This window comes from Kluyvera sp. CHPC 1.251 (assembly GCF_036759945.1).
In the GTDB taxonomy this organism is placed as follows: domain Bacteria; phylum Pseudomonadota; class Gammaproteobacteria; order Enterobacterales; family Enterobacteriaceae; genus Kluyvera; species Kluyvera sichuanensis.
Genome location: NZ_JAPKIC010000005.1, coordinates 1 through 26,062 on the forward strand (window position 1 = coordinate 1; position 26,062 = coordinate 26,062).

The window sequence follows — 26,062 nt, forward strand, 5'->3', positions numbered from 1 at the left end:
CTGACCCGGCGGCTTGTTTGCCGTTGTTCCGTCTCAGTGGGGCCGCATTATAGGGCGTTAATTCAGGCTGACAAGAGGAAAAATGCATTTTTCTTTCAACCGCTCACCTTTTCGCCTCTTTGCCGCTTATTTCTGCTTTTTGATAGCAGCTGGCAGGTCTGCAAGGCTATTAATCACCCAATCCGCGGCTTTTTCCGCTTCTTCGGTAACCGGTTTGCCCGTACGCACCAGCACTTTAGTACCCACGTTCGCTGCCGCAGCTGCCTGCATGTCTTCTACTTTGTCACCGACCATATAAGAAGAAGCCATATCAATGTGCAGGAACTCCTGCGCTGATTTGAACATTCCCGGATGCGGTTTACGGCAATCACACACCTGGCGGTACTCTTCTACCGTACCCTGCGGGTGATGCGGGCAATAGTAGATGCCGTCCAGATCGACACCGCGGTCTGCGAGAGACCAGTCCATCCATTCCGTCAGCGTTTCAAACTGCGCTTCGGTAAACTTCCCGCGAGCAATACCAGACTGGTTAGTGACCAGCACCAGCGCATAGCCCATCTCTTTTAATTCGCGCATGGCGTCGATAACGCCATCAATAAACTCAAATTCATCGATTTCATGAACGTAGCCATGATCGACATTAATCGTGCCGTCACGATCGAGAAAAATAGCGGGTACAGACTTTGCCACCGTGTTGCTCCTGAATAAGGCATGTATTCTTAGTATCGCATGTTTCGACAGGCAAGAAAGCGTCGATCGCATAAATCAGATTGATTTAGCCGTCTAGATGCCTTAACATCCGTTTTGTTGACGGTCATCGCCCGTCTCTGGCAGAAGAAAATGCCACGGATAACTCCTAACCGATAATAAATAATCTAATGATTAAACTTTCGAATATCACCAAGGTGTTCCAGCAGGGCCACCGCACTATTCAGGCGCTGAACAACGTTAGCCTGCACGTGCCTGCGGGACAAATTTATGGCGTCATTGGCGCATCCGGTGCAGGTAAAAGTACGCTGATTCGCTGCGTCAACCTGCTTGAACGCCCAACAGAAGGCAGCGTTCAGGTTGGCGGCCAGGAACTTACCGCACTGTCCGAAGCGGCGTTGACCAAAGCGCGTCGCCAGATTGGCATGATCTTCCAGCACTTTAACCTGCTCTCTTCACGCACGGTGTTTGGCAACGTTGCGCTGCCGCTGGAGCTCGATAACACGCCTAAAGATGAAGTAAAACGTCGCGTCACTGAGCTGCTGGACCTCGTAGGTCTGGGCGACAAGCATGATAGCTACCCGGCAAATCTGTCCGGTGGGCAAAAACAGCGTGTGGCGATTGCCCGTGCGCTGGCCAGCAACCCGAAGGTTCTGCTGTGTGATGAGGCCACCAGCGCGCTGGATCCGGCAACCACTCGCTCCATCCTCGAACTGCTGAAAGACATTAACCGTCGCCTGGGTCTGACGATTCTGCTCATCACCCACGAAATGGATGTGGTAAAGCGTATCTGTGACTGTGTGGCGGTTATCAGCAACGGCGAGCTTATCGAGCAGGATACGGTGAGCGAAGTCTTCTCTCATCCGAAGACCCCGCTGGCACAGCAGTTTATTCAGTCCACGCTGCATCTGGATATTCCAGAAGATTACCAGGCGCGTCTGAAAGATGCACAAACTGCTGATAGCGTACCGATGCTGCGCATGGAGTTTACCGGCCATTCGGTTGATGCTCCGCTGCTGTCGGAAACCGCACGTCGCTTTAACGTGAACAACAACATTATTAGCGCGCAGATGGATTACGCAGGCGGCGTGAAGTTCGGCATTATGCTGACGGAAATGCACGGTACGCCTGAAGATACGCAAGCAGCCATCGCCTGGCTGCAGCAACACCATGTAAAAGTAGAGGTACTGGGTTATGTCTGAGGCCATGATGTGGTTACTGGCGCGTGGCGTCTGGGAAACGCTGGCGATGACATTCGTGTCGGGCTTTTTCGGCTTCGTGATTGGTCTGCCGGTCGGTGTGCTTTTATATACCACGCGCCCGGGGCAAATCATTGAGAACGGCAAGCTCTACCGTATTCTCTCTGCGCTGGTGAATATCTTCCGTTCCATCCCGTTCATTATCCTGCTGGTATGGATGATTCCATTTACCCGCATTATTGTCGGTACCTCTATCGGCCTGCAGGCCGCGATCGTTCCGTTGACGGTCGGTGCCGCACCGTTCATTGCACGTATGGTGGAAAACGCCCTGCTGGAAATCCCTACCGGGCTGATTGAAGCTTCCCGCGCAATGGGCGCCACGCCGATGCAGATCGTACGTAAAGTCCTGCTGCCAGAAGCGCTGCCAGGCCTGGTGAACGCGGCAACCATCACGCTGATTACGCTGGTTGGTTACTCCGCGATGGGCGGTGCCGTCGGTGCCGGCGGTCTGGGCCAGATTGGCTATCAGTATGGCTACATTGGATATAATGCGGTAGTGATGAATACAGTACTGGTATTGCTGGTCGTTCTGGTTTATTTAATTCAAGTATCTGGCGATCGTATCGTTCGGGCAGTCACTCATAAATAGCGTTACACACAACACAACTCAAAAGTTTAAGGATATAAGCATGGCGTTCAATTTTAAAACCTTTGCGGCAGTTGGAGCCCTGATTGGTTCTCTGGCACTTGTTGGTTGCGGCCAGGACGAGAAAGATCCAAACCACATTAAAGTCGGCGTGATCGTCGGTGCAGAACAGCAGGTTGCTGAAGTTGCGCAGAAAGTCGCGAAAGAAAAATATGGCCTGGACGTTGAGCTGGTTACCTTCAACGATTACGTTCTGCCAAACGAAGCGCTGAGCAAAGGCGACATCGACGCCAACGCCTTCCAGCACAAACCATACCTGGATCAGCAGATCAAAGACCGTGGCTACAAACTGGTTTCCGTCGGTAATACCTTCGTTTACCCAATCGCAGGCTACTCCAAGAAAATCAAATCTCTGGACGAACTGCAGCCGGGCTCCCAGATTGCGGTTCCAAACGACCCGACTAACCTCGGTCGCTCCCTGCTGCTGCTGCAGCAAGTGGGCCTGATCAAACTGAAAGATGACGTGGGCCTGCTGCCAACCGCGCTGGACATCACCGAGAACCCGAAAAACCTGAAGATTGTTGAGCTGGAAGCACCACAGCTGCCACGTTCCCTGGACGATGCGCAGATTGCGCTGGCCGTTATCAACACCACTTACGCCAGCCAGATCAACCTGACTCCGGCGAAAGACGGTATCTTCGTTGAAGGGAAAGACTCTCCGTACGTGAACCTGATCGTGACCCGCGAAGATAACAAAGACGCTGAAAACGTGAAGAAATTCGTTCAGGCTTACCAGTCTGACGAAGTGTACGAAGCAGCGAACAAAATCTTTAACGGCGGCGCTGTTAAAGGCTGGTAATCGTATTACCGCTAAGCAGTATCTTTCAAGACGGGCGCATGCCCGTCTTGTCATTTATGCAAGCACCTGATTCAATAGCCCCTCTGGTCTACCCTTTATAGAGGAATTACTATGCGTGCTTTACCGGTCTGTTTATTAGCGCTCCTGTTAGGTGGCTGTTCCATGCTAAACAGATCTCCTGTTGAACCTATTCAAAGCACTGCGACCCCCGCGAAAACGGAGACCGCGAAACCTAAAGCGCCACGCGCTACGCCGGTGAGAATTATCACCAACGCCGAAGATCTGGTCGGTAAACCGTTCCGCGATCTGGGCGAAGTCTCCGGTGATTCATGCCAGGCCACTAATCAGGATTCACCACCCAATATTCCAACTGCACGCAAACGCATGCAGATTAACGCCTCTAAAATGAAAGCCAATGCGGTGCTGCTGCACAGCTGCGAAGTCACCAGCGGCGCGCCAGGCTGCTACCGTCAGGCAGTATGCGTCGGATCAGCCCTTAACGTCAGCGCGCAATGAGCCCATTCGTTTTTGAACAAATAGGCGTTATCCGTTCTCCTTATAAAGAGAAGTTTGCCGTACCTCGTCAGCCGGGGCTGGTCAAAAGCTGCAGCGGTGAGCTGCACCTGCTGCCCCCCTACAACCAGGCCGATGCCGTACGCGGCCTGGAAGCGTTCAGCCATCTGTGGGTACTGTTCGTTTTCCATCAGACGATGGAAGGCGGCTGGCGTCCCACGGTGCGGCCGCCCCGCCTCGGCGGAAATGCACGGATGGGCGTCTTTGCCACCCGTTCAACCTTCCGTCCGAACCCTATCGGGATGTCGCTGGTTGAGCTGCGCGGCGTTCGCTGCCAGAAAGAGCACGTCATTCTGGAACTCGGCGGGCTTGATTTAGTGGACGGTACGCCAGTCGTCGATATTAAGCCCTACCTGCCGTTCGCTGAGTCGCTTCCTGACGCGCGCGCCAGTTACGCCCAGGACGCGCCGCAGGCCGATGTTGAGGTCACCTTCAGCGATGAGATTGCCCAGCAGCTTATCGGCCTGGAAAAACGCTATCCACATTTACGTCGTTTTATTGCCGAAGTGCTGGCCCAGGACCCGCGTCCGGCCTATCGTAAGAACGAGGAAGAGGGGAAAACCTACGCCGTCTGGCTGCTGGACTTTAACGTCCGCTGGCGCGTAACGCCCTCAGGATTTGAGGTCTTTGCCCTGGAAGCCCGGTAATTTCTCCGCGCTCTCTTTTGACATCCCTTTCTCGCTGGTAAACTAAATCACTTTTGTTTTTGTGCCAGGCTCAACTTGAGCCTGTTCGATCGTTCAACTGGAACCGTAACAACATGCGTACTAGCCAATACCTGCTCTCCACTCTGAAGGAGACACCTGCCGACGCCGAGGTTATCAGCCACCAGCTGATGCTGCGCGCCGGGATGATCCGCAAGCTGGCCTCCGGGTTATACACCTGGCTGCCGACCGGCGTGCGCGTCCTGAAAAAAGTCGAAAACATCGTGCGTGAAGAAATGAACAACGCCGGTGCGATCGAGGTGTTAATGCCGGTAGTTCAGCCCTCTGAACTGTGGGAAGAGAGCGGCCGTTGGGAACAGTACGGCCCGGAACTTCTGCGTATTGCAGACCGTGGCGATCGTTCATTCGTACTGGGTCCAACCCACGAAGAAGTAATCACCGACCTGATTCGTAACGAGCTGAGCTCTTACAAACAGCTGCCGCTGAACTTCTATCAGATCCAGACCAAATTCCGTGACGAAGTGCGTCCACGCTTCGGCGTGATGCGTTCCCGCGAGTTCCTGATGAAAGATGCCTACTCTTTCCATACTTCTCAGGAATCCCTGCAGGAAACCTACGACGCGATGTATGCAGCCTACAGCAAAATCTTCAGCCGTATGGGTCTGGATTTCCGCGCAGTACAGGCTGATACCGGTTCTATCGGCGGCAGTGCTTCTCACGAATTCCAGGTACTGGCGCAGAGCGGCGAAGACGATGTGATCTTCTCTGACTCTTCCGACTTCGCGGCAAACATCGAGTTCGCTGAAGCCGTGGCACCAAAAGAGCCTCGCGCAGCAGCTACCCAGGAAATGACCCTGATCGATACGCCGAACGCGAAAACCATCGCCGAGCTGGTTGAGCAGTTCAATCTGCCAATCGAGAAAACCGTGAAAACCTTGCTGGTGAAAGCAGTTGAAGGCAGCAAGTCTCCGCTGGTTGCCCTGCTGGTTCGCGGCGATCATGAACTGAACGAAGTGAAAGCGGAAAAACTGCCACAAGTTGCCAGCCCGCTGACCTTCGCCACGGAAGAAGAGATTCGTGCGCTGGTGAAAGCCGGTCCAGGCTCTCTCGGCCCAATCAACATGCCGGTTCCGGTCATTATCGACCGTACCGTTGCCGTGATGAGCGATTTTGCGGCTGGCGCTAACATCGACGGTAAACACTACTTCGGTATCAACTGGGATCGCGACGTGGCGACGCCAGAAGTGGCTGATATTCGTAACGTGGTTGCCGGTGACCCAAGCCCAGACGGCAAAGGTACGCTGCTGATTAAACGCGGTATCGAAGTGGGCCACATCTTCCAGCTGGGTACCAAGTACTCCGAAGCGATGAAAGCCTCCGTACAGGGCGAAGACGGCCGTAACCAGACCCTGACTATGGGCTGCTACGGTATCGGTGTGACTCGCGTGGTTGCTGCTGCCATCGAGCAGAACTTTGACGACCGCGGCATCGTATGGCCAGACGCTATTGCACCGTTCCAGGTTGCGATTCTGCCAATGAACATGCACAAGTCCTACCGCGTTCAGGAGCTGGCTGAGAAGCTGTACGCTGAACTGCGTGCGCAGGGTATCGAAGTGCTGATGGACGACCGTAAAGAGCGTCCAGGCGTGATGTTCGCCGATATGGAGCTTATCGGTATTCCTCACACCATCGTGCTGGGCGACCGTAACCTCGACAACGACGATATCGAATACAAATACCGTCGTAACGGCGAGAAGCAGCTGATTAAAACCGGCGATATCGTGGATTACCTGGTGAAAGCCATTAAAGGCTGATCCGCTCGGTGCCTTCCCGGAGTCGGCGTTACCGCCTCGTCCGGGCTACAAAAAAGCCTCGCATTTGCGAGGCTTTTTTTATCGTTACAGGCCGGATAAAGCGTTTACGCCGCCATCCGGCAATCGGTTCCAAATTGCCTGATGGCGCTGCGCTTATCAGGCCTACAAATGTCGTTACTTCGCGCTAGTACAGTCTTTACCCGGTGCAAACGTCCCGGCTTTATCAGTCGCCAGCGTTTTCACCATCGCGCCGGTATCCGGATTCGGTTCCACGGTAAAGTGCCCTTCGACCACCAGCAGAATCGGCTTGCTGTCACTGCCCTGCGCGGCGGCGTAGTCGCGCTCCAGCTGCGCGTTATTGGCTACCGCCACGCGCTGTCCGGTAGCACAATCGGTGAAGGTGGCCGCATCAGCCATATAGAAGTACATTCCGCGCATCGCCATCGGCGTGGTTGGCAGGCTAGCTTTCACCGGTTCCAGCGTGTAGTTAAGCTTTGACTCGATCGGATTACCTTCGCGGTCAAGCATCTCCAGCTTTTCGCCCTTCGCGCGATAGTAAGACTTCTCGCCTTCGCTGTCGGTCAGCACCAGCTTGTCGGCGGTACGCGCCCAGGTGCCGTAGGAACCAAACGACGACGGGTCACGGCTCACGCCCTGATAGCGTTCGTTCATCACCCAGGTACCGTCTTTCTCAAGGAACAGCGAGGTTTCAATACCTTCGCAATCGGCGCAAGGGATCACCCCACGCCAGCTTTGCTGCATCGGCGTCAACTCAGCCGCCTGAGTCGGCTTCAGGGTTTTCACTTCCGAATGGTTGCATCCGAAAAGCCCAAACAGCATCCCCGTAGCCGCAATGGCCAATATCGCTTTTTTCACCCTCAATTCCTTATTCTTATTACATCCACGTCCGGCTTAATAGCGAACTTTACCGCGCAAGTTTTTCACTGAAGATTTTTGCGCTTTCGACGTTAGCCGCCGCTCCTTCGATGCCCGGGTTGGGCGCGTTGGTCGTCGGCTTTTTTGTTCTGCGGTCAGCATCTGGATAACCGAAACCAGGCGAGCTATCGCCGCCTCACGGTTCATTTCCTGACTGCGGTACTCCTGCGCCTTAATAATAATCACACCATCGGCAGAAATTAAGTGGTGGCTGGCTTCGAGCAGGCGCTCTTTATAATACTCTGGCAGGCTGGAGGCCCGGATGTCAAAACGCAGGTGAATTGCCGTTGAGGTCTTATTCACGTGCTGACCGCCCGCCCCCTGCGCCCGGATGGCGGTAATCGTCAACTCCGTGTCAGGAATACTTACCTGCCGGGAGATAACAATCATGCCGGCAGCTGCCACGGCGTCAGATGAATTTCCAGATTATTCTGAGCGTCAGAAAGCCAGATCGCACCTTCCTGAATCGTCGCCTGTAGCGTCATAGTGCGCTCGGCAAAGGCGCTCAGCTTCGCCAGCTGTTCGTCATCGAGGTACCAGACCGTCAGGTTTTTAAAGCCCGCCATCTTGTTCTGGTTCTGCTGCCACCAGATTTCCGCAGCACGACTATTGTAGGTGAACAACGCCACCTCCTGAGACAAACTGCAGGCTTTTTTAATTCGACGGTCGTCCGGCAGACCCAGTTCAATCCACAGATCGATGCCCAGGTGATCGTTGCGTAGCCATACTTCCGGCTCGTCTTCAGACGAGAGTCCGCGGGTAAACTGCAGACGTTCATTCGCGTACTTAATCCACGCCAGCAGGCGCAGCATCATGCGCTCCTGAGTTTCGGAAGGGTGGCGAGCCAGCGTTAACGACGCGTCCAGAAACTGGTTGCGGTCGAGATCCGCGACATTCACCACCGCTTTATAAATTGTTGCTTTCAGCGCCATGACTTCACTCCTGCGAAAAATGGGGGTCATTGTAGCGAAATCAGGGCCAAAAGGCTGTCCTGAATTGCATCCGCCGTCACTCATCCCGCTGATAATGCTTAAATGAGTATGATATAGTCACCTTGCTAAACAGAGATTATCTTCATAGGCTTATTGAAGCGCAGACAGGAGGGCACGTGGGCAACTATTGTGAGTTGATTCGTCAACGCTACGCAGAGATTGCGAGCGGTGATTTGGGGTATATCCCGGATGCGCTAGGTTGTGTACTGAAAGTGTTGAACGATGTTGCGGCGGATAATGCCATTTCCGAATCAATCAGGGAAAAAGCCGCGTATGCGGCGGCAAACTTACTGGTGAGCGATTATGTCGATGAATGATACTTATCAACCCATCAATTGTGATGACTATGACAATCTTGAGCTCGCCTGCCAGCACCACCTCGTCCTGTCACTGGAGCTGAAAGACGGCGAAGTGCTGCAAGCCAAGGCTCATGATCTGTTATCGCGTAAGAACGTGGAATATCTGGTCGTCGATAGCGCGGGTGAACTGCGCGAACTGCGCCTCGACCGTATTACCAGCTTCAGCCACCCCGAAATCGGGACCGTGGTCGTTAGCGAATCATGATTCAATCACGGGCGGCGTCGCTGCCCGTTTTATCCCACCTCAGCGCAATGCCCTCACCTGCTTCACACAACCCGTCGACCGTAACAAAGACACCGGCAGCCGCAATAAGCGTTTCACCATAAAACAGCAGCGGCGTGGTATCGCGCAGCCAGGGTGGCACGCCCAGTTCCTGCCAGATTTTCTTTAGCTTACGGCCACCATGGCGCCCGACAATATGCAGCATTCCAGGCGCTTTAAACCGTACGGAAACCGGTTCATCTGCCTGCGGCGGACGAATATCGCCTCCGGTGATGCAGTGCAGCTCACCGAGTTGCCCCGGCAGCACCAGCGGCATCGTGCGGTCAGTCCACTCCAGCACCGATTCCGTTTGCCCCTCCAGCGTCTTCACCCACCAAAGCTGCTGCTGATAGCGGCGAACCTCGAAGTTGCCCAGACGCAGGCAAGGCGTCGCGTCTTCCCGCGCCAGCGCTACCTCCTGCCATACCCGCGCGAGCATCTCACGCGAAGGCATCGGCGCACCGTGCCACGCCAGCCAGCGGCGCAAAATCGCCGCCCGTTTTGGCGCGCTCATCACCATCATTGGTTCGATGGTCAACGTCCCGGCATCCGTACGCAGCCGTGCAAGCTCATCGGCCAGCAGCTCATCCAGTAGTTGTTCCTGCTCACCGCAGAGCGCCGCGCTTCTGGCCGCCGCTTCGGCAAAGTGGGGCCAGCGGGCGTTGAGTAACGGTAGGATGCGCAAACGCAGGAAATTGCGGTCGTAGGCATCGTCCTGATTGCTCTCATCCTCAATCCACGTCAGCGCATGCGTCTGTGCCCACTGCAGCAACGCCGCACGGGTTTCCTGGAGCAACGGGCGAATGAGCTGCGTGTCACCAAACGCCGCATGCGTTGGCATTGCCGAAAGACCGGCCGGTCCGCTGCCGCGTTTAAGCGCTAACAGTAGGGTTTCACTTTGGTCGTCCAGATGCTGCGCTGTGACCAGCACTTCACCGGGCATGATCACCTCGTGAAACGCCTGATAGCGCGCGGTTCTGGCTTCAGCCTCCAGCCCAATGCCACTCTGCGCCAGTGTCACCCGCTCCACCACCAGCGGCACCTGCCATTGCGCGCAGACCTGCTGACAGTGTTCTACCCAGCTATCGGCGTTCTGGCTAATACCGTGGTGAATGTGGATTGCGCGCAGCGATAGCGTTGGCTCCTGCTGTCGCCAGCAGACCAACTGATGCAACAGCACCGTTGAATCGAGGCCACCGCTGAACGCCACCAGAAACTGGCGGTGCGGTGAGAGTCGTTGCGCGAGCGAAGATGATGTCATGGCGGTGTCGTAATGGGAGATATAGCCCGGCACGTTACCGGGCCGAGCGCTCAGTGGCAAGCCTTACTGCTGGTATAGCTCCAGCGGCAGACCGTCTGGATCATTGAAAAAGGTAAAACGCTTATCGGTAAACGGGTCGATACGGATCGCTTCACAAGCCACGCCATGCGCCTCAAGGTGCGCCACAGCCGCATCAATGTCATCCACGCTGAACGCCAGATGACGCAGGCCGCAGGCTTCCGGGCGGCTTGGACGTGCCGGCGGGAACGGGAAGGAGAACAGCTCAATCACATACTGCCCGTTTAGCGCCAGGTCGCCTTTCCATGAATCACGCGCTTCCCGATACGCTTCGCTTTGCAGCGTAAAGCCGAGAATGTCGCAGTAGAAGGACTTACTCTTAGCGTAATCGGCCGCAATAATGGCAATGTGATGAATCTGTTTTAATCCCAGCATCGTTTGTCTCCGTTAACCGTTTATCAGCACGTTACTCGTGCAGGCCGTTATCACGCAACCCCTCAATGGTTTTTTAGGACTCTCACACGGTAGACGCCATTTTCATCGCGTTTTGCACCGTGGATATCGGTTTCAAAGCCCGGATAATGTCGCCCAACGGAGCAGAGCATCAGCAGGAAATCGAGCACCGAACGGCTCTCTTCGGTGATCATCTCACCCGGCATCAACAGTGGAACCCCCGGCGGGTACGGCAGGATCATATTGGCCGAAACGCGCCCAACCAGATCCTCCAGCGCGACCGTTTCCACCTCGCCTTTGATCTGTTTCTGCCACGCCCGATGCGGCGTGAGCCTCATCTCCGGCAGCACATCGAAAGCACGCAGCATCAAGCGCGGCAGATCGTGCTGGCGAATCAAGCGATGGATCCCCTGCGCCAGATCCTGAATACGCATATTGCGATAGAAGTCAGGATCTTCGGCATAGAGATCCGGCAGCATGTTTTTGACCCGCAGGTTAAGATCGTAGGCGCGCTTAAACTCAGTGAGCCCACGCAGCAGCCCCATCGCACGGGTTTTATCGATCCCAATACTGAACAGGAACAGCAGATTGTACGGCCCGGTTTTTTCCACCACCACGCCGTGCTCATCGAGGTATTTCGCCACCAGCGCCGCCGGAATGCCGTCATCGCTCATGTTGCCCTGTTCATCCATTCCCGGCGTCAGGATCGTCACCTTCACCGGGTCGAGGAACATATGATCGGCATCGGCATCGCTAAAGCCGTGCCACGCCTCACCCGGTGACACTGGCCAGCACTCCGCTTCGTCGATGGCTTCCGGCTGCCAGATATCAAAGAACCAGCTGTCCGACTCTTCGCGCAGACGCTGAACCTCTTTACGGAAATGCAGCGCGCGTTCCACAGAGCGGTTGATCAGCCTTTTTCCGGGGTTACCACGCAGCATGGCCGCCGCCGTCTCTATGGAAGCGACGATCGGGTAGCTTGGCGAGGTGGAGGTGTGCATCATAAAAGCTTCGTTGAAAGTGTCTTCGTCGTAGTCGCCCTTAATGTGAATTAAAGAAGCCTGCGACAGCGCCGCCAGCATCTTGTGCGTGGACTGGGTTTCGAAGAAGACCTTTCCCGGCACCCGCTCGCCGCTCATGCCGCTTTTGCCCTGATAGATCGGGTGGAAATGGGTATAAGGCACCCAGGCCGAGTCGAAGTGAATCGACGGCACGTCCAGCGTCTGTTTAATCCAGTTGGTGTTATACAGCAGGCCGTCGTAGGTGGAGTTGGTGATCACCGCGTGCACCGGCCACTCGGCGCCATCGGTACTGTTCACCTTCTGCTGCAGGCTGTCGCGGGTAAACTCGCGCTTCGGAATGCCGCCGAGTATCCCCAGCGCATTACGCGTTGGCTTCAGCCAGAGCGGCACCACGTCGTTCATCATCAGCAAGTGTGCCAGCGACTTGTGGCAGTTTCGGTCAATCAACAGCGTACTGCCGCTCGGTGCGGCGTACATGCCGACAATTTTATTCGAGGTTGAGGTACCGTTGGTCACCATATAGCTCTGCTCGGCGCCAAAAGTGCGGGCGATATACTCTTCGGCTTCAAGGTGCGGCCCGGTATGATCCAACAGTGAGCCCAGTTCGGTGACCGAAATCGACACGTCGGCCTTCAGGGTGTTGGCACCGAAGAAATCATAGAACAGGCAGCCTACCGGGCTTTTCTGGTAGGCCGTACCGCCCATATGCCCCGGCGTGCAGAAGGTGTACTTACCTTCTGTGACATAGGTAAACAGCGCTTTGGTGAACGGCGGCGTGATGTTATCGAGATACTCATCGGTGTACTGCCGGATGCGCGTGGCGATATCGTCGGCCTGGCCCAGTGCATACTCAAAGAACCACAGCGCCATGCGCATATCGTGTGCGCTAACGTCCATTGTCGAGTGGTTATTGATAAAAGCGTAGAGCGGCAGATATTCATTAAGCTGATTGATCTCACCGCAGAGATCGACGCTGTATTCGTCCCAGTCAAAAATCACCCCGCAGATACGCGGGTTGTGTTCGATAAACTTCAGCAGGTCGGCACTGTTCTGTGGCCAGATAATTTTGAAGCCTTGCGCCAGCAGTGCGCCTTCCAGCTCCTTAATCGGTTCGTCTTTGTAGTAGACGCCGTGCGGGCCCATAATGGCGATAATATTCATGCGTTCCTCCTGGAAATCCTTTACCTATCATAGCGCAGGTAGAACGCAGACAATAAAAAAGGGCCACAAACTGTGGCCCTTTTCAGCAAGGTCTTAACGAAATCGTTAGGCGTAGCCGTAGCTCATCAGGCGCTGATAGCGACGGTTCAGCAGATCTTCTTTGCTCAGCACGTCGAGATCCGCGAGGTCAGCCAGCAGCTGTGCCTTCAGGGATGCCGCCATTACCTCTGGGTTACGGTGTGCGCCGCCCAGCGGTTCTGGAACGATAGAGTCGATAAGCTTCAGCTCTTTCAGACGCGGAGCGACGATGCCCATGGCTTCTGCTGCCAGCGGTGCTTTGTCGGCGCTCTTCCACAGAATGGAAGCACAGCCTTCTGGAGAGATAACGGAATAGGTGCTGTACTGCAGCATATTCACTTTATCACCCACACCGATAGCCAGCGCGCCGCCGGAGCCGCCTTCGCCGATAACGGTACAGATAACCGGTACGCTCAGACGAGACATCTCACGCAGGTTACGTGCGATAGCTTCGGACTGACCGCGCTCTTCCGCGCCCACGCCAGGATAAGCCCCCGGGGTGTCGATGAAGGTGATGATAGGCATGTTGAAGCGCTCTGCCATCTCCATCAGACGCAGCGCTTTACGGTAGCCTTCCGGTGCCGGCATGCCGAAGTTACGACGGATTTTCTCTTTGGTTTCGCGACCTTTCTGATGACCAATGATCATCACCGGGCGACCGTCCAGACGTGCGATACCACCGACGATAGCTTTATCGTCAGCATAGGCGCGATCGCCCGCCAGTTCGTCAAATTCATCAAACGCCAGGCGGACATAATCCAGGGTGTACGGGCGCTGCGGATGGCGCGCCAGTTGGGCTACCTGCCATGCGCCGAGATCGGCAAAGATTTTGCGCGTCAGCTCTACGCTTTTTTCACGCAGACGATGCACTTCTTCGTCGATATTAATATCCAGTTTCTCATCCTGACGGCTAACCGCAGTCAGAGAATCGATTTTCGCTTCCAGCTCTGCAATCGGCTGTTCAAAATCAAGGAAATTCAGACTCATAGTATTCCTGTATTAGTCAAACTCCAGTTCCACCTGCTCCGAACCGATGAGGCCACGCAGATCGTTGAGTAAACGATCGCTCGGAGAGACACGCCAGGTTGCACCGAAACGCAACCGCGCACGTGCATCCGCCCTCTGATAGTAGAGATGTACTGGAATGGTTCCCGAACGATGGGGTTCCAGAGACTGACGGAGTCGGTTTAAAAGCTGGTCATCAATTTGCCTGTCCGTCAGCGAGATAGCAAGCCCGCGAGCGTATTTTTCCCGGGCTTCGTCAATGTCCATCACTTCGCGGGCCATCATTTTAAGGCCGCCGCTGAAGTCATCAAAGCTGACCTGTCCGCTGACGATAAGTATGCGGTCGTTTTCCAGCAGATGCTGGTATTTCTCCAGGGCTTCGGTGAATAACATCACTTCTAGCCGTCCGGATCGGTCATCCAGGGTGCAGATACCGATACGATTGCCTCTCTTGGTGACCATAACCCTTGAGGCAATCACGAGCCCCGCAGCCGTGGTCACTTTACCACGTTCTGTCGGATGCATGTCTTTCAGGCGATAGCCGCCGACATAGCGCTCAATTTCTTTGAGGTACTGGTTAATCGGATGACCCGTTAAGTATAAGCCTAACGTTTCCCGCTCACCTTCCAGTACCGTGTGTTCAGGCCAGGGCTGGCAGTTCGCATAGGACTGCTCAATTTGCTCCGGCTCCTCGGCCAACACGCCGAACATATCCGCCTGACCAATAGCTTCCGCTTTCGCGTGCTGGTCAGCTGCTTTTAACGCATCGCCCAACGAGTTCATCAGCGCGGCGCGGTGTGGACCAAGGCGGTCGAACGCCCCGGACATGATCAATTTTTCCAGCACCCGGCGGTTGAGCTTTTTGGTATCAGTGCGCGCACAAAGGTCAAACAGCTCGCGGAAGTAGCCGCCGTTATTACGCGCTTCGATGATCGCTTCAATCGGACCTTCACCCACGCCCTTAATCGCGCCGATACCATACACGATTTCCCCGTCATGATTAACGTGGAAATGATATAAACCGGAATTGATATCTGGCGGCAGGATTTTTAGCCCCATTCGCCAGCATTCATCCACCAGGCCGACCACTTTCTCGGTGTTATCCATATCGGCGGTCATTACCGCAGCCATAAACTCGGCCGGATAGTGCGCCTTCAGCCACAGCGTCTGATAGGACACTAAAGCATAAGCAGCAGAGTGCGATTTGTTAAACCCGTAACCGGCGAATTTCTCTACCAGGTCAAAGATTTTCATCGCCAGTTCGCCGTCAACGCCGCGACTTTTCGCCCCTTCTTCAAAGGTGCCGCGCTGCTTGGCCATCTCTTCCGGCTTTTTCTTACCCATTGCACGACGCAGCATATCCGCGCCGCCGAGGGTATAGCCGGAAAGCTCCTGGGCAATCTGCATGACCTGTTCCTGATACAGGATGATGCCATACGTTGGTTCCAGTACCGGCTTCAGGCATTCATGCTGCCACTGCACGTCCGGGTAAGAGATCTCTTCACGCCCGTGCTTACGGTCAATAAAGTTATCTACCATCCCCGACTGCAGCGGGCCCGGACGGAACAGGGCCACCAGTGCGATCATATCTTCGAAGCAGTCAGGCTGCAGACGTTTAATCAGGTCTTTCATGCCGCGGGATTCAAGCTGGAAGACCGCGGTGGTCTCCGAGCGCTGCAGCATATCAAAGCTTTTCTTATCGTCGAGCGGAATGGCCGCGATATCCAGCGGCGGCTCTCCGTTACGCTCACGTCGGGCATTGATCATCTCCAGCGCCCAGTTGATGATGGTGAGCGTACGCAGACCGAGGAAGTCGAACTTCACCAGACCGGCATATTCGACGTCGTTCTTATCGAACTGAGTAACCGGGTGCAGACCCTGCTCATCGCAGTACAGCGGCGCAAAGTCGGTAATTTTGGTCGGTGCGATAACCACACCACCGGCGTGTTTACCGGCGTTTCGGGTAACACCTTCAAGCTTACGCGCCATATCAATCAGCGCGCGAACCTCTTCATCCGCCTCGTAAATTTCCGGCAGCTGCGGTTCGGCTTCAAAGGCTTTCGCCAGCGTCATTCCCGGATCGGGCGGCACCAGCTTCGAGATACGGTCAACGAAGCCGTACGGGTGGCCCAGAACGCGGCCTACGTCGCGGATAACCGCTTTCGCCGCCATCGTACCGAAGGTAATGATCTGCGATACCGCATCACGGCCGTACATTTCCGCCACGTGTTCAATAACCTGGTCGCGTTTCTCCATGCAGAAGTCGACGTCAAAGTCGGGCATCGAGACACGTTCCGGGTTAAGGAAGCGTTCGAACAGCAGGTCAAACTCCAGCGGATCGAGGTCAGTAATTTTCAGCGCATAGGCCACTAAAGAACCCGCACCGGAACCACGGCCCGGCCCAACCGGCACGCCGTTATCTTTCGACCACTGGATAAATTCCATCACGATCAGGAAGTAGCCGGGGAAGCCCATCTGGTTGATAACTTTAAGTTCTATCTCCAGACGTTCGTCGTATGGCGGGCGCTTTTCCGCGCGCACCTGCGGATCGGGGAACAGAAATTCCAGACGCTCTTCCAGGCCCTCGCGTGATTTGACGACGAGGAAGTCCTCAGTGGTCATGTCGCCGGTCGGGAACTGCGGCAGGAAGTACTCACCCAGACGTACCGTGACGTTACAGCGCTTGGCTATCTCAACGGTGTTTTCCAGCGCTTCAGGGATGTCTGAGAACAGCTCGCACATCTCGTCTTCGCTGCGCATATATTGCTGCGCGGAGTAGTTACGCGGGCGTTTTGGATCGTCGAGAGTGAAACCATCGTGGATGGCGACGCGGATTTCGTGCGCATCGAAGTCGCCCGGCTCGAGGAAGCGCACATCGTTGGTCGCCACTACCGGCAGGCCGCGCGTTTCCGCCAGCTCTACCGCCGCATGCAGGTAGGACTCTTCATCCTGGCGGCCGGTACGAATCAGCTCGAGGAAATAGCAGTTGGGAAAATGTTCTTCATAAAAATCAACGCACTGATCCACCAACGCCATATTACCACGCAGCAGGCCGCGCCCGACATCGCCCATACGGCCACCGGAGAGCAAAATCAGCCCCTCTTTCAGCTCAACCAGCCAGTCACGATCGATGATCGGGCCAGCCGCGCCGTAGCCACGCTGGTAGGCTTTGGAAATCAACAGCGTCAGGTTCTGGTAGCCGGTATTATTAGCCGCCAGCACCGTTAAATGGGTCAGTTCGTCGCCGAAAAGCTCGCTCTGAACGTTAAAGTCAGCACCGACGATCGGCTTGATCCCGGCACCGTGGCCCGCTCCGTAGAACTTCACCAGGCCGCACAGGTTAGTAAAATCGGTGATCGCCAGCGCAGGCATGCCAAGCGCGGCCGCCTTTTTCACCAGCGGTCCGGTTTTTGCCAGCCCATCGATCATGGAGTAGTCGCTATGCACCCGCAGGTGCACGAAACGTGGTTCAGCCATCTTTAGATTCCGGTTTACTTATTCACGACACACGAATCAGGACACAAGTCCCAGTGCACGTTTGACGGGAGCGAAGCTGCGTCGGTGATGCTCGGTAGCGCCATATTGCGCCAGCGCTTCCAGATGGAAGGCGGTTGGATAGCCCTTATGCTGGGCAAAACCGTACTGTGGGAACACTTTATCCAGCTCGGTCATTTCGGCGTCTCGCGTGACTTTAGCGAGAATAGACGCGGCGCTGATTTCCGCCACTCGGCTATCGCCTTTCACTACCGCCATAGACGGCATTGGCAGCGCCGGGCAGCGGTTGCCGTCGATCAGCACATATTCCGGCGGGATAGAGAGCCCCGCAACGGCGCGCTGCATTGCCAGCATGGTGGCATGCAGGATATTCAGTTCGTCGATTTCATGCGGCTCCGCGCGACCAAGACTCCAGCACAGCGCTTTCTCTTTGATTTCATCAAACAGCGCCAGGCGGCGTTTTTCGCTCAGCTTTTTGGAGTCGTTCAGGCCGACAATCGGACGTGCAGGGTCGAGTATGACCGCTGCAGTCACCACCGCGCCAATCAGCGGGCCGCGGCCCACTTCATCCACACCCGCGACTAAATGGGTATGGGGATATTCAAATTCAATCATTGTGCAAGCTCCAGCACCGCATCTGCCGCCTGTTCATCCGCATTGCAGCGAATCTGCAGGTGCAGGTCGCGGAACGTATCGTGCATCGCGTGGCTGGTCTTACCGTTTGCCAGCAGTGGTTGCAGCGCGTCGGCTAACGCCTGTGGCTGGCAATCGTCCTGCAACAGCTCTTTCACCAGCTCGCGGCCGGCGAGCAGGTTTGGTAGAGAGACGTAGTCGGTTTTCACCAGACGCTGCGCCAGCCAGAAGGTAAACGGCTTCATACGATAGCCGACGACCATCGGGCATTTCGCCAGCATACATTCCAGCGCCGCCGTCCCGGAGGCCAGCAGCGCAGCATCGCTGGCGATCATCGCTTCACGCGCCATGCCGTCCAGCATATGAATGGAGAGATCCGGTGCCACTTCGGCCTTGATACGTTCAAACTGTTCGCGACGCTTCGCATTCACCAGCGGGACCACGACCTCAAGGTCAGGATACTGCTGACGTAAAAGCTGCGCGGTTTTTAAAAAGTCAGCGCTGAGCATTTCCACTTCAGCACCGCGGCTGCCGGGTAACAGCGCCAGACAGTGCACATCGTGGGCGATACCCAGCGTATCCCGCGCGGCATTTTTATCCGGATCGAGCGGCATGGCATCCGCCATGGTATGACCGATAAAGCGGCACGGGACGTTAAATTTGTCATAAAACGCTTTTTCAAAAGGCAGAAAAGCGAGCACCAGGTCGGTGGCTCTGCCAATTTTGAAGACGCGTTTCTGTCGCCAGGCCCAGACAGACGGGCTGACATAGTGAATGGTTTTGATCCCCTGCTTCTTAAGGTTGCCCTCAAGGGTGATATTGAAATCGGGGGCATCAATGCCGACAAAGACGTCGGGCTTGAGATCGGTAAAGCGTTTGGTCAGGTCAGCGCGGATGTGCAGCAGACGACGCAGTCGCCCCAGCACTTCAACGATCCCCATCACCGCCAGCTCTTCCATTTCGTACCAGGCTTCGCAACCTTCAGCCTGCATACGTGGGCCCGCAACGCCAACAAAACGGGCATTGGGAACTCGCGCCTTGAGGGCGCGAATCAGACCTGCACCAAGAATATCGCCGGAGGTTTCTCCGGCGACCAGGGCAATCGTTAGCGGACGCTGCTCAGTCATTAACGAATCAGGCCACGCGTAGAGCGGGCGAAGAAATCGCTAAATGGCTGAACTTCCGGATACTGCTTCGCCAGTTCGGCGATTTCCGGTTTAGCTTCGTCCAACGTTTTGCCACTGCGGTACAACGCTTTATAGGCGTTGCGGATCGCGGTGATCGCTTCACGGCTAAAGCCGCGACGCTTCAGGCCTTCGATGTTGACGCCAAATGGCGTCGCGTGGTTGCCCTGAGCAATAACGTACGGTGGAACGTCCTGAGCAACGCCAGAACAGCCACCGACCATCACGTGCGCACCGATAATGCAGAACTGGTGCACGGCGGTCATGCCGCCGATGATAACGAAATCATCCAGCGAAACGTGACCCGCGAGGGTCGCGTTATTGGCCAGGATGCAGCGGTTACCTACGGTACAATCGTGCGCCACGTGGGCGTTGATCATCAGCAGGTTATCGCTGCCCACCTTCGTCAATCCACCGCCCTGTACCGTGCCACGGTGAATGGTGACGCTTTCGCGAATGCGGTTGCGATCGCCAATTTCCACGCGAGTTGGTTCACCAGCATATTTCAGATCCTGGTTAACTTCCCCGATAGAGGCGAACTGATAGATCTCGTTATCACGTCCAATAGTAGTATGGCCGTTAACAACAACGTGAGACTTCAGTACGGTGCCTTCGCCGATAACGACGTTTGGCCCCACAATACAAAACGGACCAATGTGGGCGTTAGCGCCGATAACGGCACCCTCTTCCACAATGGCGGTAGGATGGATAAAGGCGGTTTTATCAATCACGGATCAGGCCTCCCGGCTACGCGCACACATCATCGTCGCTTCGCAAACCACTTTACCGTCTACCAGCGCAACGCCTTTAAAGCGAGTCAGGCCACGGCGAGTTTTCTCGAAGGTGACTTCCATAATCATCTGATCGCCAGGCACAACAGGGCGCTTGAAGCGCGCTTCGTCGATGCCAGCAAAGTAGTACAGCTCGCCCGGCTCCAGTTTACCAACGCTTTTAAACGCCAGAATACCTGTTGCCTGCGCCATTGCTTCCAGAATCAGCACGCCCGGTAAAATCGGCTTGCCAGGGAAGTGGCCCTGGAAAAACGGCTCATTTACGGAAACATTTTTCACTGCGCGCAGAAAACGACCTTCTTCAAAATCCAGCACGCGGTCTACCAGTAAGAACGGGTAGCGGTGCGGCAGAAGTTCTAAAATCTCTTCAATGTGCAGAGTATGAGTGTCAGTTGTCAAAATACTCTTCCTGTCAAAATATACTAAGGGGCAATAATAACACGGCCTGCCGGATTACAAGAATGCCGACAGGCCGGAAAGTATCATGCGATACAGATGAAAATTAGTCTTGATTATCAAGCTTGCGTTCTACTGCTTTGAGACGCTTGCTCATTTCATCAATATTCATCACCAGTGCGGCAGTTTTGCGCCATGCCTTATTAGGCTGGAGCGGAATACCAGACGAGTAAACGCCTGGTTCGGTAATAGGACGCATGACCATGCCCATACCGGTTACTGTCACTTTGTCGCAAATTTCCATATGGCCGTTGATGACGCTGGCACCGCCAATCATGCAATAACGACCAATTTTCAGGCTACCGGCCATGATAACACCGCCTGCAACCGCGGTATTGTCGCCAATCACCACGTTGTGCGCAATCTGGCACTGGTTATCAATGATAACACCGTTGCCGATCTGGGTGTCATCAAGCGCACCGCGGTCGATCGTCGTACAGGCACCGATCTCTACGCGATCGCCAATAATGACGCGACCAAGTTGAGGGATCTTCACCCAGTTGCCACGATCGTTGGCATAACCGAAACCATCCGCGCCGATCACGGTGCTGGATTGGATCAGGCAATTCTCACCGATCTCGACTTCGTGGTAAATGGTGACGTTAGCCCACAGACGTGAACCCGCGCCAATTTTCGTTTTTTTACCAACGAAACACCCCGCCCCAATCACAACGTTATCGCCCAGCACAACGTCAGACTCAATCACCGCATTCGCGCCAATGGAGACGTTGTTACCGAGTACCGCAGACGGATCAATGACCGCGCTCGGGGCGATATCCTGCGCCGGCTGTGGCGTGGTATCTAAAATTTGAGCCATACGTGCGTAAGTCAGGTAGGGATTCTTCACTACCAGCGCAGCGCCTTTGGCAAAAGGCAGTAAATCTTGCGTCAGGACAATCGCCGACGCTTCGCACGCAGACAGGTGATCACGGTACTTAGGATTAACCAGGAACGTGATGTGGCCCGCTTTAGCGGATTGCATGGACGCGACAGCGGTGATGACGATATCGCCATCACCGTGTAATTCCGCATCCAACTGCTGAGCTAAGTCAGCCAGTCGAATTGAAGGCATTACTTATTTAACCTGTTTCAGTACATCAGCGGTGATGTCTTTTACATCGCTGCTGTTGAATGCAACGGCGTTAGCATCAACAACCAGGTCAATGCTCTGGCTTGCAGCAACGGATTTCACAGCAGTCTGGATACGAGTAACCAGTTTGCCACGTTCTTCGTTGGTGCGACGCTGACGGTCCTGTTCAAAGGACTGTGCTTTCTGGGAGAAAGTCTGACGCTGGGAAGAGATGTCTTTTTCCAGCTTGGTGCGATCGGCACCTGCTTTCATAGACTGCAGACGCTGCATTTTAGACTGCAGGTCACCTTCCATGCGCTGAAGTTCGCCAGCACGGCCTTTGAATTCGTTTTCCAGGGTGCTGGAAACGCCAGTTTTCTGTGCAACTTGCTGGAACAGGCTACCCATATTAACAATTGCAATTTTGTCTGCTGCTTGAGCAGATGCGGCCATTGCTAAACCCAGACCTGCAGCGACTAACCACTTTTTCACAATAATACTCCTTACCATCCCATATGTACCCGAGGGTACTGTTCTTTTGGTGGCCGAAGCCACCTTGACGCTATCGCCTAATGCCAGCAAAACTACACTGAACTTGCATTCCTTTGCAAAGAGCAATTACCAGGTTTTACCAATGTTAAACTGGAACTGCTCAGATTTGTCTCCATCGTATTTTTTATACGGCTGGGCGTAGGAGAAGACCAACGGCCCCAGCGGTGACATCCATTGTAATGCGATACCCGCGGACATACGGATATTACCCGGATCGCCATAGTCAGGCACATTCGCGTTTGCAGGAACAGATGAAGAATCCCAGTTGGTATCCCACACAGTACCAGCATCCCAGAAGAATGATGTACGGACTGAGTTAGCATACTTATCGCTTATAAACGGCGTCGGGACAATCAGTTCCAGGCTAGCCACTGCCATGGCGTTACCACCGACAGCATCGTCAGACTTACAAACTGAATTGCTTGAATTCTCATCACAGTTATCCAGCCCGTTACCACGGTAATAAACAGCCTTCGGACCGATTGTGTTGGACTGGAAACCACGCACGGTGCTGGAGCCACCGGCATAGAAGTTCTCATAGAACGGCAGTTCTTTACCGCCTAAACCGTCACCGTAGCCCCACTTGGTACGACCCAGAACCACCCACTTGTGATCTTCATCCAGCGGGAAGTAGGATGCCGTATCCACCGTAACCTTATAGAACTCGTTATCGGAGCCCGGGATAGTCACTTTACCATTCAGGTTGACGCGTGAACCATCCGTCGGGAAGTAGCCGCGGTCGAGTCGGTTATAAGTCCAACCATAGTTAAAGGTGAAGTCGTTCGCTGAGAAGCCGTTATCATCGCTCGTCTTGCTCGCACTCTGGCCGATAGAGTCCAGATAACGCCACATCGCCACCTGCGGTTCCATATTGGACAGGTCGTTGTGGACATAGCCCAGACCGGCACGCAGTGAGTTGTATTCGTTAATCGGGAAGCCCAGCGTACCGTCTACACCATAACTTTTATTGGTATAGGACGACAGGTCAGCGTCATCGGCTTTAAAGTCATTGTAGAAGACACGGCCACCAAGGCTAACACCATCCACCGTAAAGTACGGGTTGGTCACAGAAAGCTCGGTATAGGTCTGGTAGTCGTTCTTGGTACCGTTGATACCAACGGAATAACCGGTACCTAACCAGTTATCCTGCTGAACGCCCGCCTGGAAGCTCACGCCGCTTTCCGTACCGTAGCCCACACCGAAGTTAAAGCTACCGGTGTTACGCTCTTTCACCTTGTAAACCACATCCACCTGATCCGGGCTGCCCGGCACGCGTTGGGTTTCGGTGTCGACGGTTTCAAAGTAGCCCAGACGGTTCAGACGATCTTTACCCTGGTCAACTAAATCACCGCCCAGCCACGCCCCTTCCATCTGACGCATTTCGCGACGCAGAACGGAATCTTTCGAGGTGTCGTTGCCTTCAAAGCGAATGTTACGCACGTAGAAACGGTTACCCGCATCAACGTTGATATGCAGCTTAACGGTTTTATCCGTGTCGTTGATTTCAGGCTGAGACTGTACGCGTGGATACGCGTAGCCGTAGCGACCAAGAAGTTTCTTAATGTTATCTTCCATTTTGGTCACTTTCGCGCCGTTATAGAGCTCGCCTGGTTCAATCTTGGTCAGGCCTTCAATTTCAGCCGAATGCCCCGCCAGGTTACCCGTCACCTGCACGCCAGACAGTTTGTACTGGTCGCCTTCAGTGATGTTAACGGTGATGTAGATGCCTTTTTTATCCGGCGTCAGGCTCACCTGCGTGGAATCAATGTTGAAACGGGCATAACCGCGATCCAGGTAGTAGCTGCGCAGGGTTTCAAGGTCACCCGCCAGCTTCTGTTTCTGGTATTTACGATCGCCGACCACGTTCCACCACGGCACTTCGTCACGCAGCTGGAAGGTTGAGATCAGATCTTCGGTACTGAACGCATGGTTACCGACGATGTTGATCTGTTGAATCTGGGCGGAAACCCCTTCCTGGAAGACCAGCTTCAGGTCGACACGGTTACGCGGCAGTGGCGTAACAACCGCCTTCACGCTCGCGCTGTACTTACCGACGCTGTAGTAGAAATCTTCCAGTCCTTTTTCGATATCGGACAGGGTTGTACGGTCGAGAGATTCACCAACACGGACACCTGAAGCCTCAAGGTTCTGCTTCAGCATGTCATCTTTCACCGACTTATTGCCGGAGAAGGTGATGCTGGCGATCGTTGGGCGTTCTTTGACCTGCACCAGTAGCACATCGCCGTCTCTCAGAACGCGAACGTCCTCAAAGTTACCCGTGGCAAACAGGGCGCGAATGGTGTTACTGATATCATCATCAGAGACGGTATCGCCAGGACGTACTGGCATACTGAGAAGGGCCGCACCAACAGCGACACGCTGCAAGCCTTCGAAATGAATGTCCTTCACTACGAACCCGTCAGCACCGTATACGGTTGCGCTGCTAAACAGCAGCGACGCTATAAGCAACTTTTTCATCGCCATCGTTATTATGCGTTCTTCCTAACTAACTCTCTTACAACCGAGAGAAATCATTGAAAAGTGCAAGCCCCATTAACATCATCAGCAGGATCGAGCCGATGCGATAACTAAAGTCTTGAACTCGCTCGGATACCGGGCCGCCTTTCAGCTTCTCAATCGCTAAAAACAGCAAGTGTCCCCCATCTAATACAGGGAGCGGGAACAGGTTGATTATGCCTAAATTCACGCTGATGAGTGCAAGAAACATCAGGTAGTAAATCAGCCCATACTCCGCAGACATCCCAGCCCCCTGGGCGATCGAAATCGGCCCACTGAGGTTGTTCAGTTTGACGTCACCGGTGATCAATTTTCCCAGCATACTGACGGTCAGCTTCATCAACTGCCCGGTTTTTTCCGTGGCTTCGACGATAGCGCTGAACGGCCCATACTGGCGCACTGTTTTATATTCCTCAGGCAGCGGGATAACCTTTGGTACTACCCCTGCAAACCCTTCTGTTTTTCCGCTACCGTGTTTTGTATCCGGTATCAGAGTTAAAGACAAGAGACTCCCCTGCCTTTCGATCTCTAGCGGTAATGCCTTGCCTGGATTGTCGCGCACCAGCGTGACAAAGGTCATCCACTGCGTCAGCGGTTGACCGTTGACTGTAACGATCCGATCCCCTGCTTGTAAACCGGCTTTACGCGCCGCAGAGTCAGATTGCACTTCCGCCAGCACCGGTTCAATTTGCGCACCACGAGGATGAATACCGAGCGTCGTGACCGGGTCTTGCTTATCCGGTTCGAACGCCCAATGACGCAGATTAAGGATTTTATCCTGCCTCTGGTCGCTGCCGAAAGGGGCAACGGTGAGGGTGGTACTGTCATCACCAATTTTCGCCACTAACGCCATGCGCACAGCATCCCAGTCAGGCGTTTCGATACCGTCGACGGCTTTTAGTTCCGTGCCTGGTGCAATTTGTGCTTCTGCAGCGATGGAGTTGGCGGTTATTTCGCCAACTACCGGACGAACAGCCGGGACGCCGATGATAAACACCAGCCAGTAGGCGAAAATAGCAAAGAGGAAGTTGGCGATAGGCCCGGCAGCAATAACGGCAGCACGCTGGCCGACCGTTTTGTGATTAAACGCCATATGGCGCATCTCAGGCGCCACCGCGTCAACGCGCTCATCAAGCATTTTGACGTAGCCGCCCAGCGGGATAAGGGCGATAACAAATTCGGTGCCGCGTTTGTCCACGCGGCGCCAGAGCGCTTTACCAAATCCTATGGAAAAGCGCTCTACACGGATACCACAGCGCCGAGCGACCCAGAAATGACCAAATTCATGTACGGTGATCAATATCCCTAGCGCGATAATAAACGCGGCAAGGTTCCAGAGAATGCTCAGCATAAG

The 26,062-nt window shown here is 54.7% G+C and carries 25 protein-coding genes; 8 read left to right on the plus strand and 17 right to left on the minus strand.

From position 1 onward, the window contains the following. Window positions 1-126: 126 nt before the first annotated feature. Window positions 127-690, minus strand: coding sequence for a D-glycero-beta-D-manno-heptose 1,7-bisphosphate 7-phosphatase (gene gmhB / locus V6940_RS11200; RefSeq protein ID WP_035891989.1), 564 nt, complete (start codon window positions 688-690; stop codon window positions 127-129). Window positions 691-878: 188 nt separating this feature from the next. Here gmhB and metN point away from each other — a divergent pair, with 188 nt between their 5' ends. The 6 genes from metN to proS all read left to right on the plus strand — a co-directional run bounded on the left by metN (window position 879) and on the right by proS (window position 6,464). Next, window positions 879-1,910 (plus strand): methionine ABC transporter ATP-binding protein MetN, encoded by a 1,032-nt coding sequence (gene metN, locus V6940_RS11205; RefSeq protein ID WP_333495919.1) that lies wholly within the window; start codon window positions 879-881, stop codon window positions 1,908-1,910. After that, entirely contained in the window at window positions 1,903-2,556 is a 654-nt protein-coding gene (locus V6940_RS11210; RefSeq protein ID WP_185669202.1) for a methionine ABC transporter permease MetI, read from the plus strand. The genes metN and V6940_RS11210 overlap by 8 nt, the downstream gene beginning before the upstream one ends. Window positions 2,557-2,596: 40 nt before the next feature. Then, the gene (metQ, locus tag V6940_RS11215) at window positions 2,597-3,412 is read left to right on the plus strand and encodes a methionine ABC transporter substrate-binding lipoprotein MetQ (protein WP_035891986.1); all 816 of its coding nucleotides are present in this window, start codon (window positions 2,597-2,599) and stop codon (window positions 3,410-3,412) included. 111 nt (window positions 3,413-3,523) lie between these two features. Continuing rightward, window positions 3,524-3,928 carry an Rcs stress response system protein RcsF gene (rcsF, locus tag V6940_RS11220; RefSeq protein WP_185669203.1) on the plus strand — a complete coding sequence of 135 codons (405 nt, stop codon included), beginning with the start codon at window positions 3,524-3,526 and terminating at the stop codon, window positions 3,926-3,928. Then, window positions 3,925-4,632, plus strand: a complete 708-nt coding sequence (gene tsaA / locus V6940_RS11225) for a tRNA (N6-threonylcarbamoyladenosine(37)-N6)-methyltransferase TrmO (RefSeq protein ID WP_185669204.1) — start codon at window positions 3,925-3,927, stop codon at window positions 4,630-4,632. Before rcsF ends, tsaA begins: the two co-directional genes overlap by 4 nt. 113 nt (window positions 4,633-4,745) lie before the next feature. Continuing rightward, complete coding sequence (gene proS, locus V6940_RS11230) at window positions 4,746-6,464, plus strand: proline--tRNA ligase (protein ID WP_333495920.1); 1,719 nt, start codon at window positions 4,746-4,748, stop codon at window positions 6,462-6,464. Window positions 6,465-6,638: 174 nt separating this feature from the next. On the opposite strand, the gene nlpE is transcribed toward proS, so the two are convergent. The 3 genes from nlpE to V6940_RS11245 are packed head-to-tail and all read right to left on the minus strand — an operon-like array spanning window position 6,639 to window position 8,332. After that, window positions 6,639-7,340 carry an envelope stress response activation lipoprotein NlpE gene (gene nlpE / locus V6940_RS11235; protein WP_333495921.1) on the minus strand — a complete coding sequence of 234 codons (702 nt, stop codon included), beginning with the start codon at window positions 7,338-7,340 and terminating at the stop codon, window positions 6,639-6,641. Between the two features lie 36 nt (window positions 7,341-7,376). Further along, window positions 7,377-7,790: an alternative ribosome rescue aminoacyl-tRNA hydrolase ArfB gene (gene arfB, locus V6940_RS11240; RefSeq protein WP_333495922.1), complete on the minus strand. Its 414-nt coding sequence runs from the start codon at window positions 7,788-7,790 to the stop codon at window positions 7,377-7,379. After that, entirely contained in the window at window positions 7,787-8,332 is a 546-nt protein-coding gene (locus V6940_RS11245) for a YaeQ family protein (RefSeq protein WP_333011671.1), read from the minus strand. Before V6940_RS11245 ends, arfB begins: the two co-directional genes overlap by 4 nt. A gap of 176 nt (window positions 8,333-8,508) precedes the next feature. Between V6940_RS11245 and V6940_RS11250 the strand changes: the two genes are divergently transcribed. Together V6940_RS11250 and rof are read left to right on the plus strand one after the other, a co-directional pair. Then, window positions 8,509-8,709: a YaeP family protein gene (locus tag V6940_RS11250; RefSeq protein ID WP_035891979.1), complete on the plus strand. Its 201-nt coding sequence runs from the start codon at window positions 8,509-8,511 to the stop codon at window positions 8,707-8,709. Then, window positions 8,696-8,956, plus strand: a complete 261-nt coding sequence (gene rof, locus V6940_RS11255) for a Rho-binding antiterminator (protein WP_035891978.1) — start codon at window positions 8,696-8,698, stop codon at window positions 8,954-8,956. Before V6940_RS11250 ends, rof begins: the two co-directional genes overlap by 14 nt. A 1-nt stretch (window position 8,957) precedes the next feature. On the opposite strand, the gene tilS is transcribed toward rof, so the two are convergent. From tilS to rseP, 13 genes are all read right to left on the minus strand, one after another. Next, a complete protein-coding gene (gene tilS / locus V6940_RS11260) occupies window positions 8,958-10,274 on the minus strand; it encodes a tRNA lysidine(34) synthetase TilS (RefSeq protein WP_333496124.1) in 1,317 nt (438 codons plus the stop codon). A gap of 63 nt (window positions 10,275-10,337) precedes the next feature. Further along, window positions 10,338-10,727 carry a VOC family protein gene (locus tag V6940_RS11265; protein ID WP_333495923.1) on the minus strand — a complete coding sequence of 130 codons (390 nt, stop codon included), beginning with the start codon at window positions 10,725-10,727 and terminating at the stop codon, window positions 10,338-10,340. Between the two features lie 62 nt (window positions 10,728-10,789). Further along, window positions 10,790-12,928, minus strand: a complete 2,139-nt coding sequence (gene ldcC, locus V6940_RS11270; RefSeq protein WP_333495924.1) for a lysine decarboxylase LdcC — start codon at window positions 12,926-12,928, stop codon at window positions 10,790-10,792. A gap of 105 nt (window positions 12,929-13,033) precedes the next feature. Next, complete coding sequence (accA, locus tag V6940_RS11275; RefSeq protein WP_220440826.1) at window positions 13,034-13,993, minus strand: acetyl-CoA carboxylase carboxyl transferase subunit alpha; 960 nt, start codon at window positions 13,991-13,993, stop codon at window positions 13,034-13,036. Window positions 13,994-14,005: 12 nt separating this feature from the next. After that, window positions 14,006-17,488 carry a DNA polymerase III subunit alpha gene (gene dnaE, locus V6940_RS11280; RefSeq protein WP_333495925.1) on the minus strand — a complete coding sequence of 1,161 codons (3,483 nt, stop codon included), beginning with the start codon at window positions 17,486-17,488 and terminating at the stop codon, window positions 14,006-14,008. 36 nt (window positions 17,489-17,524) lie between these two features. After that, entirely contained in the window at window positions 17,525-18,121 is a 597-nt protein-coding gene (gene rnhB, locus V6940_RS11285; RefSeq protein WP_333495926.1) for a ribonuclease HII, read from the minus strand. Further along, a complete protein-coding gene (gene lpxB, locus V6940_RS11290; protein WP_333495927.1) occupies window positions 18,118-19,266 on the minus strand; it encodes a lipid-A-disaccharide synthase in 1,149 nt (382 codons plus the stop codon). Before lpxB ends, rnhB begins: the two co-directional genes overlap by 4 nt. Then, entirely contained in the window at window positions 19,266-20,054 is a 789-nt protein-coding gene (lpxA, locus tag V6940_RS11295) for an acyl-ACP--UDP-N-acetylglucosamine O-acyltransferase (protein WP_333495928.1), read from the minus strand. The genes lpxB and lpxA overlap by 1 nt, the downstream gene beginning before the upstream one ends. Window positions 20,055-20,057: 3 nt before the next feature. Continuing rightward, on the minus strand, window positions 20,058-20,513 hold the full coding sequence (fabZ, locus tag V6940_RS11300; protein WP_004145858.1) for a 3-hydroxyacyl-ACP dehydratase FabZ: 456 nt from the start codon (window positions 20,511-20,513) through the stop codon (window positions 20,058-20,060). A gap of 103 nt (window positions 20,514-20,616) precedes the next feature. Continuing rightward, complete coding sequence (gene lpxD, locus V6940_RS11305; protein WP_333495929.1) at window positions 20,617-21,642, minus strand: UDP-3-O-(3-hydroxymyristoyl)glucosamine N-acyltransferase; 1,026 nt, start codon at window positions 21,640-21,642, stop codon at window positions 20,617-20,619. Window positions 21,643-21,645: 3 nt separating this feature from the next. Next, window positions 21,646-22,131, minus strand: coding sequence for a molecular chaperone Skp (gene skp / locus V6940_RS11310; RefSeq protein ID WP_106925578.1), 486 nt, complete (start codon window positions 22,129-22,131; stop codon window positions 21,646-21,648). A 126-nt stretch (window positions 22,132-22,257) separates the two neighbouring features. Then, window positions 22,258-24,675 carry an outer membrane protein assembly factor BamA gene (bamA, locus tag V6940_RS11315; RefSeq protein WP_333495930.1) on the minus strand — a complete coding sequence of 806 codons (2,418 nt, stop codon included), beginning with the start codon at window positions 24,673-24,675 and terminating at the stop codon, window positions 22,258-22,260. Between the two features lie 31 nt (window positions 24,676-24,706). Beyond that, window positions 24,707-26,059, minus strand: coding sequence for a sigma E protease regulator RseP (rseP, locus tag V6940_RS11320; protein ID WP_185669217.1), 1,353 nt, complete (start codon window positions 26,057-26,059; stop codon window positions 24,707-24,709). Window positions 26,060-26,062: the final 3 nt, after the last annotated feature.

Excerpts from the sequence above, each read along its gene's own strand:
- V6940_RS11265 (WP_333495923.1), bottom strand. The coding sequence starts at position 10,727 with ATGCTGGGATTAAAACAGATTCATCACATTGCCATTATTGCGGCCGAT.
- lpxB (WP_333495927.1), bottom strand. The coding sequence starts at position 19,266 with ATGACTGAGCAGCGTCCGCTAACGATTGCCCTGGTCGCCGGAGAAACC.
- metN (WP_333495919.1), top strand. The coding sequence starts at position 879 with ATGATTAAACTTTCGAATATCACCAAGGTGTTCCAGCAGGGCCACCGC.
- rof (WP_035891978.1), top strand. The coding sequence starts at position 8,696 with ATGTCGATGAATGATACTTATCAACCCATCAATTGTGATGACTATGAC.
- tilS (WP_333496124.1), bottom strand. The coding sequence starts at position 10,274 with ATGACATCATCTTCGCTCGCGCAACGACTCTCACCGCACCGCCAGTTT.
- rcsF (WP_185669203.1), top strand. The coding sequence starts at position 3,524 with ATGCGTGCTTTACCGGTCTGTTTATTAGCGCTCCTGTTAGGTGGCTGT.
- lpxD (WP_333495929.1), bottom strand. The coding sequence starts at position 21,642 with ATGCCTTCAATTCGACTGGCTGACTTAGCTCAGCAGTTGGATGCGGAA.
- rseP (WP_185669217.1), bottom strand. The coding sequence starts at position 26,059 with ATGCTGAGCATTCTCTGGAACCTTGCCGCGTTTATTATCGCGCTAGGG.
- metQ (WP_035891986.1), top strand. The coding sequence starts at position 2,597 with ATGGCGTTCAATTTTAAAACCTTTGCGGCAGTTGGAGCCCTGATTGGT.
- dnaE (WP_333495925.1), bottom strand. The coding sequence starts at position 17,488 with ATGGCTGAACCACGTTTCGTGCACCTGCGGGTGCATAGCGACTACTCC.
- V6940_RS11245 (WP_333011671.1), bottom strand. The coding sequence starts at position 8,332 with ATGGCGCTGAAAGCAACAATTTATAAAGCGGTGGTGAATGTCGCGGAT.
- V6940_RS11210 (WP_185669202.1), top strand. The coding sequence starts at position 1,903 with ATGTCTGAGGCCATGATGTGGTTACTGGCGCGTGGCGTCTGGGAAACG.
- rnhB (WP_333495926.1), bottom strand. The coding sequence starts at position 18,121 with ATGATTGAATTTGAATATCCCCATACCCATTTAGTCGCGGGTGTGGAT.
- accA (WP_220440826.1), bottom strand. The coding sequence starts at position 13,993 with ATGAGTCTGAATTTCCTTGATTTTGAACAGCCGATTGCAGAGCTGGAA.
- bamA (WP_333495930.1), bottom strand. The coding sequence starts at position 24,675 with ATGGCGATGAAAAAGTTGCTTATAGCGTCGCTGCTGTTTAGCAGCGCA.
- arfB (WP_333495922.1), bottom strand. The coding sequence starts at position 7,790 with ATGATTGTTATCTCCCGGCAGGTAAGTATTCCTGACACGGAGTTGACG.
- proS (WP_333495920.1), top strand. The coding sequence starts at position 4,746 with ATGCGTACTAGCCAATACCTGCTCTCCACTCTGAAGGAGACACCTGCC.
- ldcC (WP_333495924.1), bottom strand. The coding sequence starts at position 12,928 with ATGAATATTATCGCCATTATGGGCCCGCACGGCGTCTACTACAAAGAC.
- tsaA (WP_185669204.1), top strand. The coding sequence starts at position 3,925 with ATGAGCCCATTCGTTTTTGAACAAATAGGCGTTATCCGTTCTCCTTAT.